The 16,230-nt window shown below is 71.3% G+C and carries 11 protein-coding genes and 2 pseudogenes; 6 read left to right on the top strand and 7 right to left on the bottom strand.

Annotated features, from left to right (window positions below; genetic code table 11):
* Positions 1 to 154: 154 nt before the first annotated feature.
* Positions 155 to 991: an alpha/beta fold hydrolase gene (locus ACFYPJ_RS25595; protein ID WP_389021530.1), complete on the top strand. Its 837-nt coding sequence runs from the start codon at positions 155 to 157 to the stop codon at positions 989 to 991.
* A gap of 22 nt (positions 992 to 1,013) precedes the next feature.
* Positions 1,014 to 1,547 (top strand): TetR/AcrR family transcriptional regulator, encoded by a 534-nt coding sequence (locus tag ACFYPJ_RS25590; RefSeq protein ID WP_389021579.1) that lies wholly within the window; start codon positions 1,014 to 1,016, stop codon positions 1,545 to 1,547.
* A 24-nt stretch (positions 1,548 to 1,571) separates the two neighbouring features.
* Here ACFYPJ_RS25590 and ACFYPJ_RS25585 read toward each other — a convergent pair.
* Positions 1,572 to 1,688 (bottom strand): annotated as a pseudogene (locus ACFYPJ_RS25585) (transcriptional regulator); the annotation flags it as partial.
* Between the two features lie 150 nt (positions 1,689 to 1,838).
* On the opposite strand from ACFYPJ_RS25585, the gene ACFYPJ_RS25580 reads away from it, so the two are divergent.
* Together ACFYPJ_RS25580 and ACFYPJ_RS25575 are read left to right on the top strand one after the other, a co-directional pair.
* Positions 1,839 to 2,261, top strand: a complete 423-nt coding sequence (locus tag ACFYPJ_RS25580; protein WP_389021527.1) for a VOC family protein — start codon at positions 1,839 to 1,841, stop codon at positions 2,259 to 2,261.
* Positions 2,262 to 2,375: 114 nt separating this feature from the next.
* Complete coding sequence (locus ACFYPJ_RS25575) at positions 2,376 to 3,407, top strand: aldo/keto reductase (RefSeq protein ID WP_389021525.1); 1,032 nt, start codon at positions 2,376 to 2,378, stop codon at positions 3,405 to 3,407.
* 171 nt (positions 3,408 to 3,578) lie between these two features.
* On the opposite strand, the pseudogene manD reads toward ACFYPJ_RS25575, so the two are convergent.
* From manD to ACFYPJ_RS25545, 6 genes and pseudogenes are all read right to left on the bottom strand, one after another.
* Positions 3,579 to 4,682 (bottom strand): annotated as a pseudogene (gene manD / locus ACFYPJ_RS25570) (D-mannonate dehydratase ManD); the annotation flags it as partial.
* Positions 4,683 to 4,855: 173 nt separating this feature from the next.
* A complete protein-coding gene (locus tag ACFYPJ_RS25565) occupies positions 4,856 to 6,019 on the bottom strand; it encodes an alpha-hydroxy-acid oxidizing protein (RefSeq protein ID WP_389021521.1) in 1,164 nt (387 codons plus the stop codon).
* 247 nt (positions 6,020 to 6,266) lie between these two features.
* A complete protein-coding gene (locus ACFYPJ_RS25560; RefSeq protein ID WP_389021519.1) occupies positions 6,267 to 7,103 on the bottom strand; it encodes an SDR family oxidoreductase in 837 nt (278 codons plus the stop codon).
* Positions 7,104 to 7,275: 172 nt separating this feature from the next.
* The gene (locus ACFYPJ_RS25555) at positions 7,276 to 7,710 is read right to left on the bottom strand and encodes a nuclear transport factor 2 family protein (RefSeq protein WP_389021517.1); all 435 of its coding nucleotides are present in this window, start codon (positions 7,708 to 7,710) and stop codon (positions 7,276 to 7,278) included.
* A 557-nt stretch (positions 7,711 to 8,267) separates the two neighbouring features.
* Positions 8,268 to 8,603 (bottom strand): hypothetical protein, encoded by a 336-nt coding sequence (locus ACFYPJ_RS25550; RefSeq protein WP_389021514.1) that lies wholly within the window; start codon positions 8,601 to 8,603, stop codon positions 8,268 to 8,270.
* Between the two features lie 317 nt (positions 8,604 to 8,920).
* Complete coding sequence (locus ACFYPJ_RS25545; protein ID WP_389021511.1) at positions 8,921 to 12,700, bottom strand: S8 family serine peptidase; 3,780 nt, start codon at positions 12,698 to 12,700, stop codon at positions 8,921 to 8,923.
* Positions 12,701 to 13,160: 460 nt separating this feature from the next.
* On the opposite strand from ACFYPJ_RS25545, the gene ACFYPJ_RS25540 reads away from it, so the two are divergent.
* Together ACFYPJ_RS25540 and ACFYPJ_RS25535 are read left to right on the top strand one after the other, a co-directional pair.
* A complete protein-coding gene (locus ACFYPJ_RS25540) occupies positions 13,161 to 13,577 on the top strand; it encodes a hypothetical protein (RefSeq protein WP_389021508.1) in 417 nt (138 codons plus the stop codon).
* Positions 13,574 to 16,096: an ATP-binding protein gene (locus ACFYPJ_RS25535; protein WP_389021506.1), complete on the top strand. Its 2,523-nt coding sequence runs from the start codon at positions 13,574 to 13,576 to the stop codon at positions 16,094 to 16,096. Before ACFYPJ_RS25540 ends, ACFYPJ_RS25535 begins: the two co-directional genes overlap by 4 nt.
* The last annotated feature ends 134 nt before the right edge of the window (positions 16,097 to 16,230 follow it).

Here is a 16,230-nt window from a genome sequence, read left to right as displayed (position 1 = left end):
GCCACGTACCGGACACACCTGCCCGGACCACCTGCCCGGCACACCTGCCCGGACCACGTGCGCCACGCCGCCGCCCGGACTCCGACCGCCGTTGACACGGCCGGATAACGATATTAGCTTTTAGCTAACAAGATTAGCCAATGGAGGGGATGTCATGACCGAGCACCTTGCTGTGGACGGCGGCACGATCGCCTACGAGGTGACGGGAACGGGCCCGCTGATCGTTCTCGCGCACGGCATGGGCGACAGCCGCGCCGCCTACCGTGCCGTGATACCGCCCCTGGTGGCGGCGGGTTACCGGGTCGCCGCCGTCGATCTGCGCGGCTGCGGCGAGTCAAGTACCGACTGGCCGGCCTGGAGCCGTACCGCCATCGCCGGTGACCTGCTCGCCGTGATCCGTCACCTGGGCGGCCCGGCGGTGCTCGTCGGCCACTCGATCTCCGGCGGCGCCGCCACCATCGCGGCGGCGCAGGAGCCCTCGCTCGTCACCACGGTCGTCGAGCTGGCGCCGTTCACCCGCAAGCAGTCGATCCGCCTCGGTGACCTGCGGGTCAAGCGCTTCCGGCAGGGCATGCTGCGCCTGCTCGGCGCGGGCGCGTTCGGCAGCGTGCGGCTGTGGCGCTCCTACCTCGACGTCGCCTACCCCGGCGTGAAGCCGGCCGACTGGGCCGAACGCCTCGGCCGCATCGACTCCCTGCTGCGCGAGCCGGGCCGGATGAAGGCCCTGAAGGGCATGGGCCGCGTCGCCCCGACCGACGCCGGTGCGCAACTCGGCAACGTCCGCTGCCCGGTCCTGGTCGTGATGGGCACCCACGACCCCGACTGGGCCGACCCGCACGCCGAGGGCTCCGCGATCGTCGACGCCCTGCCCTCCGGCCTCGGACACCTGGAGATGATCGAGGGGGCCGGGCACTACCCGCACGACCAGTTCCCCGACCAGGTGGTCTCCCGCACCCTCAGTTTCCTGCGCACGGAGGCCGCCCGTGCCTAGGGTCGGCCTGGACCAGGCGGCCGTGGTCACGGCCGGCGCCGCCCTCGCCGACGAGGTCGGCCTCACCAACCTGACGATGGGCCTGCTGGCCGAACGGCTCGGCGTGCGCACCCCGTCCCTGTACAAACACGTGGCCGGGCAGGAGGACCTCAACCGGCGCATCGCGGTCCTGGCGTTGAACGAGGCCGCTGAAGCCATCGGCGGTGCCGTCCAGGGATACGCCGGCCGCGACGCCCTGGCGGCCGCAGCACGCGCCTTCCGCACCTTCGTCCTCCAGCACCCCGGCCGGTACGCCGTGACGATCGGTATGGAGCCGACCGGCCCGGACGATCCGCTGGCCGTCGCGAGTCAGCGCTCGCTCGGCGCGTTCAGGGCGGTCCTGCGCGGCTACGAGATCGCGGAACCCGACGTGGACCACGCCCTGCGCATGCTCCGCAGCCTCTGCCACGGCTTCGCCACCCTGCAGGCGGCGGGCGGCTTCCAGTGGAGCGCCGACATCGACGAGAGCTTCGAGTGGCTGATCGCCTTCGCCGACCGGGGCCTGCGCGCCATGTGAGCGGGCCGCGGCCTTCTGACCCGGTCGCCGCGAGGTGATGTCGAGACGCTCGGCGAGATCCTCGCCGGACCAGTCACGGTGCGTTTGAAGCAGCGAGAGCAGTACGAGCAGCCGTGAGGACGTCTTATGCACGAGATCCATTGTCGCTGCAGTACAGGACACGACCTGTCCTCTACCTCCGTCATGGTGGCATACGAGCCGTTCAGGAGGCATCGCTCCTGGTCACGGCAGCCGCCGCTGGGGCTCGGTCAGTCGGCGGCAAATGCGCCACATCGAGGCAAGGAGCAGATCATGTCCGTCACGACCACCACTCACCTGAACTTCCGGGGCACCGCGCGGGAGGCGCTGGACTTCTACCAGTCCGTCTTCGGCGGACGTACTGTCGCGGTCACCTACAAGGACGCGGGCGCCGTGCAGGATGAAAGCGAGGCGGACTGGGTGATGTGGGGTGAGGTGGCCGGCGACAACGGCTTCCACGTCATGGCCTACGACGTGCCCTCGCAACTGCCCTGGAACCAGGGCGAGAACCCGTTCTTCGTCTCCGTACGCGGTGACGACGCCGAGGAGATCAGCGCCCTGTGGGGCAAGCTCGCCGAGGGCTCGGCCATCGTGCGTCCGCTGGAGCCCGCGCAGTGGGCACCGCTGTACGGCATGCTCACCGACCGCTTCGGCGTCACCTGGGTCCTGGACGTCACGGCTCCGTACAACGGCTGAACCGGCCGACCCGTCAATTGACGTGCCTGCGCCGTCCGGGCCGCCGCAGCCACCCGGGCGGCCCGGGCGGCGCAGGCACCGAACACGTACAGCAGCGGAAGGAAACAGGTCACCGTGCGGATGCGGACGCTGGGACGGACCGGCATCGAAGTCAGCGCCTACTGCCTGGGCACCATGATGTTCGGCAAGATGGGCAATCCGGAACACGACGACTGCGTGGACATGATCCACCGGGCGCTCGACGCGGGCATCAACTTCGTCGACACCGCCGACGTCTACGGCTACAGCGAGACCGAGGAGATCGTCGGTAAGGCCCTCAAGCGACGCCGCGACGAGGTCGTGCTGGCAACCAAGTTCAACGGGCCGATGGGCGAGGGCCCCAACCGCGGCGGCAGCTCCCGGCGCTGGATCGTCCAGGCGGTCGAGGGCTCGCTGAAACGGCTGCAGACCGACTACATCGACCTCTACCAGATCCACCACCCCGACCCGCACACCGACATCGAGGAGACCCTCTCCGCGCTCACCGACCTCGTGCGTACCGGGAAGGTCCGCGCGATCGGCTCCTCCAACCTGCCGGCCTCGGAAATCGTCGAAGCCCAGTGGGTGTCCCGACAGCGCTGCCTGCACCCGCTGCGCACCGAGCAGCCCACCTACTCCATCCTCAACCGCGGCATCGAGCGCGAGGTCCTGCCCGCCTGCCGCCGCCACGGCATGGGCGTCCTGGTGTGGAGCCCGCTGGCCATGGGCCTGCTCACCGGCCGCTACCGCAAGAACACCCCGCGGCCCGCAGGCGCCCGCATGCAGTGGGTCCCCCGGCACCTCACCGACGAACACAAGCTGGAAGCCGTCGAGCAGTTGCTCACCCTCGCCGAAGAAGCCGGCCACTCCCTCACGCACCTGGCCATGGCCTTCGCCACCAGCCACCCCGACGTCACCGCAGCCATCATCGGCCCGCGCACCATGGACCAGCTGGACGACTTGCTCGTCGGCGCCGCCCTCACCCTCGGCGACGACATCCTCGACAAGATCGACGCAATCGTCCCGCCCGGCACCGACATCAGCCCTCTGGACGTCTCCTACGTGCCTCCCTCCCTCACCCGCACGGACCTGCGCCGACGCCCGCCCCACGAGCGAGCCGCGGCCTGAGAACGCCCCGACCGTCTCAACAGCCGAGCCCTCGACCGCGCCGCCCCCGACCGCCGGCACCTGCTGGTGCGGCCTCATGGGGCTTCCCGCCACCCGTCACACACCCGGCCCGACGAGTGAGCGGCACGCCGTGCGTGCGCACCGTGTTCGTCGCGCCCGCCCCGGGGCGGGCTACCAGTCGTGCAGCGTTCCGTCGACGGTCAGCCGGCTGACCGGCAGGTACGCGGCCCGGTAGGGGAAGGCCGCGGCGGCTGCGAGATCCATCTCGACCCCCAGGCCCGGGCCGTCCCCGGGATGCAGGAGACCGTCCTCGAACCGGTAGCTCGTCCGGAACACCGTCAGCGTCTCCTCGCTGTGCTGCATGTGTTCCTGGATTCCGAAGTTGTGGATCGCCAGGCCGAGATGGAGCGCCGCGGCCATGCCGATGGGCGACACGTCGGTGGGGCCGTGCATGCCGGCCTTGATCTGGTGCATCGCGGCGAAGTCGAGGAGCTTGCGCAGGGCCGTGATGCCGCCGGTGTGGGTCACCGACGAGCGGACGTAGTCGATGAGCTGCTCGCTGATCAGTGTGCGGTAGTCCCAGACGGTGTTGAACGTCTCGCCGAGCGCGAGCGGCGTCGTGGTGTGCCCGCGCACCAGGCGCAGGCCCTCCTGGTTCTCGGCCGGGGTGCAGTCCTCCAGCCAGAACAGGTCGTACGGTTCCAGGCGCTTGCCCAGTTGCGCGGCCTGGAGCGGTGTCATGCGGTGATGGCCGTCGTGCAGCAGCGGCAGTTGCGGTCCGTACTTGGCCCGGACGGCCTCGAAGACGGTCGGCACATGGCGGAGGTAGGCGCCGGTGTCCCACTGTTCTTCGGACGGGCGGGCGCCGGCCCGCGCCGGCTCGTGGTCGTAGCGCTGCTCGTTCCCGCCGCTCGCCACCCCGTATATCTGACCCAGCTCCGGGACGCCCGCCTGGATACGGATGGCCTTGTACCCGGCGTCGAGGTGCTGGTCGATCGAGTCGAAGAGGTGCGGCAGGTCGACTCCGCTGGCGTGTCCGTACGCGAGGAGACCCCGCCGGCTCCGGCCGCCGAGGAGTTCGTAGAGCGGCATCCGGGCGTACTTCGCCTTGATGTCCCACAGCGCCACGTCCACGGCGGCGATGGCGGCCATCGTGACGGGCCCCCGGCGCCAGTAGGCGCCGCGGTAGAGGTACTGCCAGGTGTCTTCGATCGGGCCCGCGTCACGGCCGATCAGGATCGGGTTCACGTGTTCGGTGAGGTAGGCGGCCACGGCGTGGCCGAGAAACATCGGGTGACTTCGTCTCAGGTCGGGCAGTCCGGTGAGATCACCGCCGGGCGGCACCGGCCCCGCCGCGGAGCCGGTGCCGCGGCAGAACCACGGCTCCTGTGTCGGCTCCGGCTCCGGCAGCGAATCGAGCGACCGGCGCACCGGCCCGCGCGGGTCCGTCAGCCGACGCGGCGCAGAGCGTCCGGCGTGAGGTCCGCGAGGGTCGGGTACCCGTCGACCGCCATCAGCAGATCCGCCTCGGCGAGCAGGGAACGCAGGACGTGCACCAGCCCGTCGACGCCGCCGAGTGCGAGCCCGTAGGCGTAGGGGCGGCCCACGGCCACCGCACGCGCACCGAGGGCGAGAGCCTTGACGACGTCCGCGCCGCCGCGCACCCCCGAGTCGAAGATGACGGGCAGGTCCTGCGCCGCATCCACCACCCCGGGCAGCGCGTCCAGCGCGGCCAGGCCGCCGTTGGCCTGCCGGCCGCCGTGGTTCGAGCAGTAGATCCCGTCCACGCCCCCGTCCCTGGCACGGCGCACGTCCTCCGGATGGCACAGGCCCTTCACGATCAGCGGCAGTGCGGTCAGCGACCTCAGCCACGGCAGGTCCTCCCACGTCAGCGGGTTGCCGAAGACACCCGCCCAGTGCAGCACCGCACCCGGCAGGTCCTCCTCCACCGGCCGGGCGAGCGCGGCGCGGAACACCGGGTCGGTGGTGTAGTTCGCCAGGCAGTGCCCCCGCAACTGGGGGAAGTTGCCCGTCGACAGATCCCGGGGACGCCATCCGGTCACCCATGTGTCGAGGGTGACCACGATCCCGCGGAACCCGGCGGCCTCCGCGCGCCGCACCAGGCTGGCGGCCAGGTCCCGATCGGTGGGCGTGTAGAGCTGGAAGAACCCCGGTGTCGCACCGAACTCGGCGGCGACCTGTTCGAGCGGATCCACCGACAGCGTCGAGGCGATCATCGGCACACCGGTGGCGGCGGCGGCCCGCGCCGCGGCCAGATCGCCGTGCCCGTCCTGCGCGCACAGCCCCAGCACCCCGATCGGCGCCATCATCAGCGGCGAGGGAAAGGACATCCCGAACATCGAGACCGACAGGTCCCGTTGCTTCGCTCCCACGAACATCCGCGGGATCACTCCGTACCGGGTGAACGCGGCGGCGTTCGCCCGCTGCGTGTGCTCGTCACCGGCCCCGCCCGCCACGTACGACCACACCGAAGGGGACATCGCCGCACGCGCCCCTTCCTCCCACCCCTCGTACGTCATCGGGAAGCGCGGCACCACTCCGCGCAGCCCGTCGAGATAGATCTCATCCTGGTACCCGCCGAAATCGGCCACTGTCGACTCCCACCTCTTCTTCACCGTGACGAAGCGCCTGGCACGCCCCGGAGATTGTCGCCTGCCTCCCCCGGGGTGCGTGGGTTCCTGCCGGTCGGTCTTTCCCTGCCGGGAGGACACCTGCGTACTGGCCGGCCGCCACCGTTCCGGAAGCCGGTCCGTCATTCCTCGGGGTGACACCGGCGTGCTGGTCGATCCGCTCGCTGACCGACCAGCAGCGCACTGTTCGACGGCGGGCCCGTCGAGGTCACCCGGCGGTGGTGGCCGCGACCGAGTGGGCCACGTCGCGCTGGGCCTCGTGCTCGGCGAGCCGGCGGGTGAGGGCGGCGTGGACGTCGTCGTAGGTGTCGGGGCCGAGCGGGAGGCGCAGCGGGGTCGCGCCGGAGTCGACGAGGCCGATCATCGCGTCGGTGATCTTCTCCGCGCTGTTGGGCACCGGGAAGCGCCCCTGAAGGAACGTCCGCCGCATCTCGCCCGCGGGGGTCTTCTCGTACGCGGGCAGGGGCGGCGCGGTGTCGAGGGAACTGCCGAAACCGGTGGGGGTCGCGCCCGGTTCGACGATGGTCAGGGCCAGGCCGAACGGCTCGATCTCCCGGGCGACGGTCTCGCAGAACCCCTCGATGCCCCACTTGGCGGCGTGGTAGTAGCCGAGGCTCGGGTAGGTCGTCTGGCCGCCCGCGGTGGACACCTGCAGGATGCGGCCCCGGCCCTGGGCGCGCAGGTGCGGGAGGGCGGCGCGGATGACCTGGATCGAGCCGAGCAGGTCGGTGTCGATGACGCGCCGGATCTGTTCGTCGGACGCCTCCTCGACGGATGCGAGGACGCCGTAGCCGGCATTGTTCACGACGACGTCGATCGTGCCCAGGGCCGCGAACGCCTCGTCCACGACGTGCCGCACGCGCTCGGTGTCGGTGACGTCGAGCCGGGCGGTCCACAGCCGGTCGCCGTACTCGGCGCGCAGGTCGTCGAGGGCTTCGGGCCGGCGGAGCGTGGCGGCGACGCGGTCGCCCCGGGCCAGCAGGTGTGCGGTGAGCAGCCGGCCGAAGCCGGAGGAGGTGCCGGTGATGAACCAGGTGGTGGTCATGCGTCTTCCCTGAGAGGTGAGGAGGTCCGGGTTGACCGGGGAGTCCGGGTGAACCGGGCGGTCCGGGTGAACCGGGCAGTCCGGGCAGGCCGGTTGGATCGGGTGGACCGGGTGTGGCTGATGGCGTGCTGCCTTCGTCGATCCGCCGGAGGGGATCGCCGTCCGGTCGCCGTCAGCGGGTGCCCGCCTCGGCGCGTGCGTAGAACGCGGCGAGTTCGTCGGGGTTCTTGGTGTAGACGTCGATCTTGACCACCAGCCCGTCCTCGACCTGGTGGAGCTCCACCATGGTCAGCGGGAACTCCTCGCCGGTGGTGTGCGCGGTGAGCGTTCCGGTGAGGGTTCCCACGACGCCGGCCGGGCCCTCGTACACCTCGGCGGCGGTGATGGCGACCTCGGCGTACCCCATCATCGCGCCGAGGACCGACTGCACGAACACCTCGCGGCCCTGGTGCACACCGCCGTAGGGAAGCCGGTTCGGCTCGTCGACGATGACCTCGGGGGCGAGCCTGGCGAGGACACCCGGTACGTCACCCGTGCTCAGCGCGGCATACAGCCCTCGTACGACATCCACGGGGCGCTGCGTCGCGGTCTCGGTCCGGTTGCTCATCTTGTGCCGTCCCCTTCGGGCTTGTCCGTATCCAAGTCCGCGGACGGGACTCGGTACTGGACAGTCGGCCGACCGGGTGCGGTTTGCGTTCCGGCCGGGCCCCGGAGGACCGGGGCAGGCACTATGCAACGGGATACGGCCGGGCCCGGGGAGTCCGCGCCGTGAGGGGTACTGGCAGGGTCCCCATCCGGGACGCGGCCCGGGGATCGCTCCTGCCGCGCCGCCGTGTGTCCGTCGACGCCGTTCCCCCACAGCAGGGTTCCCCCTGCACGCGCGGCCGGCCAGACGCTCGGCGATCGTCAGCGCCTCCTCGTCGCCGACGGACGGGTCCTGCACGGCGCCCCCGCCTCGGCCGCCGTCGCCCCTCGGAGTGCCGCAGGGCTCGACCGTCGCCGGGAATCCCAGGACCGGGGCTCGCCACAGCGATACGGCCGGGCGGGACCGGTCCCGGGCCCGCGGGGTCCGAGGGCCGGACGGTCAGAAGGCCACAAGGTCAGAAGGTCGGAGGGTCAGGTAGCCAGAGGGTCAGGTAGTCAAGGAGCCGAAGGGCCAGTGACTCAAGGAGTCAGGACGACCTGCCCCGTGACGATGCCGGTGTGCAGCCGGGCGCGAAAGCTGTCCTCGCGAAGGTCGCGGCCCGCCCGGTTGTCGGCGGAGTGGGCGCGGCGGCCCCTGGGGAGGGTGTTGTTCCAGGTCCAGGCGCGGGCGAGGATCTTCCGTACGGGCCGCCGCGTGAAGCCGTCGGCGTCGCCGCGGGCGGAGGCGGCGGTCGCCTCCCTGGCGATCATGATCTGCCCCGGGACGGGGTCCGGTGCGGTCGGGTGCCGTGTCTCCGGGGCTTCCGGGGCCAAGACGCCCGGCAGAACGGTCTGGACGAGGGGATGACTGCTCACCGCCACGCTCCATTCGCTAGCGATCCTTGCGTGTGTTAGAAGTTGTAACACAGGTGCTCCGCGGCGGTCTAACCACAGGTCAGACGAAGGGCTGCGGAAGCCTCCGGTCGGACATCGCCCAGTGGATCCGCAGACGGCAAAGCCGTTGCCGAGGGGTGAACATCCGCTCCGCAAAAAGGAATCGTCAGCGCGGCGACGCCGTAGGAGAACGAGCAGGGGCCCTGTTCGCGGTCAGGCGAACAGGGCCCCTGTGTATGAGCCGTCCTGCCGGACGGACGGGTGAGATGTGCCGTCCAGCAGGAGAGACGTACTCCGTTCTACTTGAGGGCGAAGGCCCGGATCAGGGTCTGGCTCACGGTGTTTCCGGCGGTGTCCCGCGCGGTCGTACGCAGGCTGGCGTACCGGGAGCCGGACGGTGCGTCGAGCAGCGCCCGCCGGACGCCGTCCGTGCCGCGCGACGTCGCCGGGTGCCAGGTGGTCCCGTCGTCGTAGGAGACATCCACGGTGACGGTGCGGACCGGGGCGGCGCCGGTGGCGCCCTTCAGGTGCGACGCGGTGACGGTCAGCGCGGTCCGCCGGTGCGCCCGGCCGGACAGATCGGTCGCCACCGCGTAGTCGAGCTGGATGAGCGGCAGCGGCGTGAGGGCCGTGTAGTCGGTGGTGCCGGAGGTGAATCCCCATTCGGTGCGGGTCCGCGTCGAGTACGGCCTGCCCGGCAGGTCGCGCCTGCCCTCCACGACGAGCCGGTACGGCTGCGGGTCCGGGGACAGCCCGTCGACGGTGATGATCCGTTCGTCGGCGTCCTCGCCGAGGAGTTCGTCACCCTGGTAGAGGGAGATCTTCGAGGTTTCGCCGTCGGCCCACACGACGCCCGCGTGGCCGCCGGAGTCGCCCCAGGCGGTCATCGAGGACGTGCTGATGATGTCGCCGGCCCTGAAGGGTGCCTGGTGGGCGGCGTCGTTGAGCAGCCGCGGGTGGTGGACGGGCGAGAGCCAGGTCTCCGCCGTGACGCTGCGCGGCGCGTACGAGCGTACGGCGCCACGCTCGCCGAGGTCGGCGACGGCCGTCTGCGCGGCCCACCGGGCGCCGGGATCCGCCGTCACCCACGAGGTGAGGCTGCCCTGGGCCGGGACCGGCGTCGGCAGCGCGGCCAGCGCCACGTCGGCGCCGACGGCCAGGTCCGAGCGGACTTCACGGGCCTGCGACTGCCGGGTGTCGCGGAACGTCTCGTCGATCCGGGCCAGTTCACCGGCGCCGGGACGGTAGGACGGATCACGCGGGACGGCGCCGGCGTGGTGCTGGAGAAGGTCGTACAGGTAGCGCGGGTTCGGGTGCGACACCACCTTCAGCGTCGCCCGGCCGGGCTTGCTGATCCGGCTGAGCAGTCGCGTGCTGTCGTCGGTGCCGAGCGAGGCGACCGGCAGCGGGGCGGCGTCGGGCAGGTCGGCCCAGGCGTCCAGTTTTCCGAAGCCGTCGTTGAGGATGAGCAGTTGCCGGGCGCCTGCCCGCGCCGCGGCGGCGGCCTGGTCGGGGGCGGGCACGGTGTCGCTGCGCCGGACGACCGCCACCTGGCCGCGTACCTCCAGCCCGCGGAAGTCCGCCGCCGATCCGTCGCCGGCCCAGACCGCCCGGTAGGTGCCGGTGCCCTCGGGCAGTGCGGGGGACTGGCTCTGGACGACGACGTCGTCATAACCCTGCGCACCCGAGGAGAACGTCAGGGGCGGCTGGATCTGCCGCCATCGGGTCGCGAAGGTGTAGGAGCCCTCCGTCACCTCGGGCGTCGGGGTCGCCCACAGGCTGTCGTACAACCAGTATTCGGGCAGGTAGCTTTCCAGGTAGGGGCGCAGGTCGCCGTACGACCGGTACTGGTCCGCCCGTACGAAGCTGTTGGCGGTCGGCTCCGGGGTGAGGGCCGCCGCCTTGCGCAGGTCCGAGGCGTCGAAGCCGAGCGTACGGTCGGCGTCGAGGTCGACCTGCGGCGCGGCGAACACCCCGAGGCCCAGGCTGTGCGTCCCGTCGATGCCGGGCACGGCGGCGTACATCCAGGCCGCGTAGGTGCTCGGGACCAGACTCAGTGTCAGCGACCCCGAGTCGTCGACGGCGTACACCTTGGGCGCGGTGTTCCTCTTGACGTCCTTCAGGACGAGGGTGCCGGCGAGTCCTCCGCTGGTGCCCTTGGCCGTCACGGAGAGCGTCGCACGCCGTCCCACCTTGTTCACGCCGATGGGCGTGCGGGTGAGAACCGTGCCGTCGGGACCGGTGGCGGTGAGCATGCCGGTGTAGGCGGTGTTGTCGTCGGCCGCGTCGAGATGCGTGAGGACGCCGGCCGACGCCGTGCCGTGCGCGGGCACCGTCAGGTGGTCGTCGGTAAGGGCGAACAGGCCCCCGGGGACGCCTCCGGTCAGGCCCAGGTCCACGGTGACGGGCGCCGACCCGGTGTTGGTGTAGGTGACGTCCTTGCGGGCGGTCTGTCCCGGTGAGTACGGGTAGTGGGCCTGGGTGAACACCGCCGACGGCCCGACCAGCGTGGCCCTGACGGCGGCCGCGATGTCGAGCCGGCCGCTGCCGCCCTGGTAGGGACTGTACTGGCGGGTGCTCGACGTGGTGCTGACCAGCGCGTCCTTGAGCTGTGTGCCGGTCCAGTCCGGGTGCTCGGCCGCCAACAGGGCCGCGGCTCCCGCGACATGCGGGGTGGCCATCGAGGTGCCGCTCATCGTCGTGTAGGCGCCCTCGCCCTCCGGCGAGTACTGCGAGCGCGCCGCGAGTATGCCGACGCCGGGCGCGGTCAGATCGGGCTTGATGGCGTTGTCGCCGACGCGCGGACCGCGGCTGGAGAACGCCGCGAGCTGGTCCACGCCCTTGCCGGGGCCGTTCACCGCGCCGACGGTGAGCGCGGCATCCGCGGCACCCGGTGCGCTGACGGTGTACGGGTCGGGGCCGGAGTTGCCGGCGGCGATCACGAACAGGGCCCCGGTCTCCGCACTGAGCCGGTTCACGGCCTGGCTCAGCGGGTCGGTGCCGTTGCCGGGGTCGCCGCCCAGGCTCATGCTGATGACCTTGGCGTGCTGGTCGCGGGCGGCCCACTCCATGCCGGCGAGGATCCAGGAGTCCTGGCCGTTGCCGTCGTCGCCCAACACCTTGCCGATGTGCAGCAAGGCGCCGGGGGCGACGCCCTTCTCCTTGCCGTCGGAAGCGGCCCCGGTACCGGCGACCGTCGAGGCGACGTGCGTACCGTGGCCGTGCCGGTCGGTGACCTCCTCGCCGGGTACGAAGCTCTGCGCCGCCGCGATCCGCCCCGCGAAGTCCGGGTGTTCGGCGTCGATCCCGGTGTCCAGTACGGCGACGTCGACACCCTGCCCGGTGTCTCCGCCCTGCCAGACCTCGGGGGCGCCGATCTGCGCGGTGGTGTCGGCGAGCGTGGCCTCGGCCTTGCCGTCCAGCCATACCTTGGCGATGCCGCCGGCCAGTTTTCCGGCCCGTGCGGCACTGCCGTCGGTCCGCGCGCCGTCCGTCCGCGTGCTGTCCGGTGCTGCCGCCGTACCGGTGAGCGAGGACCAGAAGTCGGCGGCTCGTGCGTGCTCTGCGGAGAGGGCGGCGCCCTGGATGCTGCTGAGCGTCAGGGTCCGGCGGGCGCCGTCCGGGGTCTTCGTGCTGCGGGCACGGGCGGCGCCGTCGGTGTAGGTGACGATCAGCGGCAACCGGTCGCTGCGGACGTCGTCGTACCCGTCCTTCAGCAACTCGGTGACGTTGAAAAGCCGCTCGTCCAGCGCGCCCGAGGCGATGTACGGCAGCGCCACGTCCGGGTACACGTAGGTGTCGTCGCCCACGGACATGACGTGGGCGCCGCCCGGCCGGCCGTGCGGATCGACCACGGACGTCGACGCGTGCCCGTCGGCGGTCGTGGTCACCGTCACCTTGTCGCCGGTGATCAGGGTGACGACACGTGGGGAGCCGGCACTCAGGGCAGTGGAGACCGTCGCGGCGGCCGACGGCCTGTCGGCCGTCGGCCTGTCGGCCGCGGCGGTCGGCCCGGTGACTGTCAATGCCGCCAGCACGGCGACAGCCGCTGTCAGCCCGCGTCTGCGGGACGGAGGCATGCGCAAGGGAACCTCGTGGGCTAGTGGGGCAGGAGTTCCCCGCAGTCAGCCAGCCGTTCGCCGCGCTGTAAAGAAAGATCTTTGACACTCAGGTGTCATGTCACCAAGTGGACAGGCGCAAATACGGTCCAGTCGACCCACATGCGACTCGGCAACAGCAGGTATTCAGGTTTGCCCGGAAGCAATCGCGTTCAAGAAGGTGTCGGCAAGGAGAATCTCCACTGCACGCCGGCCGAAGCGTCGCCGGGGAGCCGGCCGCGGTCGCATCCGGCTCCGCCCACGTGCGCGCCAACAGGCGGGAGCGGACCTTCAGACGAGGGTCTCGCGGACGGCAGCCACCCAGTGGCCACTGTCCGAGAAAGGCTCCAGAAAGGCTCGATCTGGCCGGAGGAAGAGACTCCTTTTACCCTTCCGAACTCGTACGGTTACTGTCCGGGTTTCTTCTGCGGGAGAGGGTTGCATGGACCCGATCGTGTTGGCCGCCGGGACGGCGCTGGTGAGTGCGATGGCCGTGGACTCCTGGCAGCAGGTCAAAACAGCTACGACAGCCCTGTGGCAGCGGCTTCGTCCGGAGCAGGCGGATGAGATCACGGCCGAGCTGGAAACGCTGCGCGCCGGCGTTCTCGACGCCCGTGAACAGCAGGACCACGACACCGAGGAGGCGCTCACCTGGGTGTGGCGTCTGCGGCTCCAGCAACTTCTCGTGAACGAACCTTCGGCGGTCGGCGAACTGCGGCGCCTGCTGGAGGAGCACCTCGCGCCGGCCCTGCCCCCGGACGAACGGCGCGGCGTCCAGTCGATCGTCATGAAGGCGGAGGCCCGGGACCATGGGCGGGTGTACATGGCCGGCCGCGACCAGCACATCACCGACTCATGACGACCCGCACGGACGGGGACGACGATGCGGCGGCGACGCGTATCGAGATGCGCGTCGAGGGCAGTGCGCAGGGCTACGTGGCCGGGCGGGATCAGTACATCACTCAACAGGCGCCCGCGTCGGTGACCGCGGTGCGGACACTGCCGCGGGATGTGGCGGCCTTCACCGGCCGCCAGGCCGAGGTGGAGAAGATCCTGGCCGCGGCCCAGCCGTCCCGGGTGGTGTCCATCCACACCATCGGCGGCATGCCCGGAATCGGTAAGACCGCCCTGGCCGCCCACGCCGCCCGCCAACTCACCGACCGGTATCCCGACGGGCAGATGTTCCTCCGCCTCAACGCCCACACCCCCGGCCAGAACCCCGCCGACCCTGCCGACGCCCTCGCCGCCCTGCTGCTCAGCCTCGGCATCGACCCCCGCAGCATCCCCGACGGCCTGGAGGCCCGGGCCGGACTCTGGCGTGACCGGCTCACCGGGCGGCGCATGCTCCTCGTCCTGGACGACGCCGCCGACCACGCCCAGGTCGAGCCGCTGCTGCCCGGCGCGGAGGGCTGCCTGGTGCTGGTCACCAGCCGCCACCGCCTGGCCGCGCTGGACGGCGCCGCCCCGCTGCCCCTGGACATCCTCTCGGCGGCGGACGCGGCCCTGCTGTTCACCCGTCTGGCCCATCGCACCCCGGCCACAGCAGCAGACACCGACGCCGTCGCCCAGATAGTGGAGCTGTCCGGCTATCTGCCGCTGGCCATCGCGCTGCTCGCCGGCCGCTTCGCCCATCACCCCCGCTGGAACCTCGCAGAGTACGCCGAAGAGTTCGCCGCCACCCAGGACCGGCTGGACGAACTCGCCGCGGGCGACCGCGCGGTGACCGCTGCCTTCGACATGTCCTACCGGGCTCTGCCGGCACAGCGGCAGCGCCTCTTCCGCCGCCTGGGCCTGCATCCCGGCCCCGACACCGACGCCCACGCCACTGCTGCCCTCGACGATGTCACCCCGGCCCAGGCCCGTCGTGAGCTGGAAGCCCTCTACACCGACCATCTCATCGACTCCCCCGTCACCGGCCGCTACCGTCTCCACGACCTCCTCCGCGTCTACGCCCAGAGGCTCACCGGCGAACACGACCCGGCCGACGACCGAGAGGCCGCCACCGGGCGGTTGCTGGACCACTACCAGCACACCGCCGAGGCGGCCGACCAGCACCTGGCCGACACCGCCCTCCGCGCTGCCCCGCAGGCTCCCGGCATCGCCACCGTCCCCACACCCGGTCCGGCCACCCGCCGGCAGGCCCTGGTCTGGATGCGCGCCGAACACGCGAACCTCACCGCCTGCATCCACCACGCCGCCGCAGAAGCACGGCACACCCATGCCATCCGACTCACCGCTGCTCTGGCCGCCTACCTCCGCCAGCAAGGCCCCTGGCACGAAGCCGTAATCCTCCACCAGGCCGCAGTGGCCACCGCACACCGCACCGGCAACCGCGACAGCGAAGCCAACGCCCTGCAGGAGCTGAGCCGGGTACGACACCTGACGGGTGACAACCGGGCGGCGGCCGACCTGACACAGCAGGCACTGGACCTCCACCGCTCCCTCGGCAACCGCCTCGGCGAAGCCACCGCCCTACGGGAGCTGAGCCGGGTGAGGTACATGACCGGGGACTATCCGGCGGCGGACGACCTGGCACAGCAGGCACTGGACCTCTACCGCTCCCTCGGCAACCGCCACGGCCAAGCCACCGCCTTGCAGGAGTTGGGCATGGCAAGGCTCGCGACCGGGGACTATCCGGCGGCGGACGACCTGACGCAGCAGGCACTGGACCTCCACCGCTCCCTCGGCAACCGTCAGGGCCAAGCCCAGTCCCTGCAGCACCTGGGCTGGGTACGGCACGCGACCGGGGACTTCGAAGCGGCGGCCGACCTGACACAGCAGGCACTGGACCTCCACCGCTCCCTCGGCAACCGCCTCGGCCGGGCCAGCACCCTGGGGGATCTGGGCTGGGTACGGCACGCGACCGGGGACTTCGAAGCGGCGGCCGGCCTGGCACAACAGGCACTGGACCTCTACCGCTCCCTCGGCAACCGCCACGGCGAAGCCACTGCCCTGGGCGTGCTGGGCATGGCAAAGCTAGCGACCAGGGACCATCCGGCGGCGGCCGACCTGCTGACGCGGTCTCGGAACCTGTTCAGGAAACTCGGCGACATCCAGGGCGAGGCCGAGGTGCTCAACGGCACCGGCACGCTCCTGGCCGAAACTTCAGGGCCTCAGCAGGCCCTGGACGTATACCGGCAGGCCCTGCACCTCGCACGTCAGGCACAGAGCCCGCAGGACGAGGCCCACGCCCTCGAAGGAATCGCTCGCTGCCAGGTACGCACCGGTCAGTGGCAGGCCGCTCTCGCCGGCCTTCGCGAAGCAGTGACCATCTACCAGCGCATCGGCGCTGCCGAGGCACCCACCGCCGCCGCCTACCTGGCCCAGCTCCAGGCCGAACACCGCGAAGAGGCTTCCGGCCAGGAACCGACCGATTGATGAGCATGATCAGTAAGCGGCTGCTTGCGGCTGACCACGGATCCACGCCCTCACCGAAGCGGGCTGCATCCAGGTACCGGGATGACATCACCACCACCTGCCACCGCGGCACCGAGCCGGCTGCCTCGTTGAAC

Source organism: Streptomyces sp. NPDC006012, from assembly GCF_042871185.1.
GTDB lineage: Bacteria > Actinomycetota > Actinomycetes > Streptomycetales > Streptomycetaceae > Streptomyces.
The sequence above is the reverse complement of the archived record's forward strand: the minus strand, read 5'-3'. Positions and strand labels throughout refer to the sequence as shown.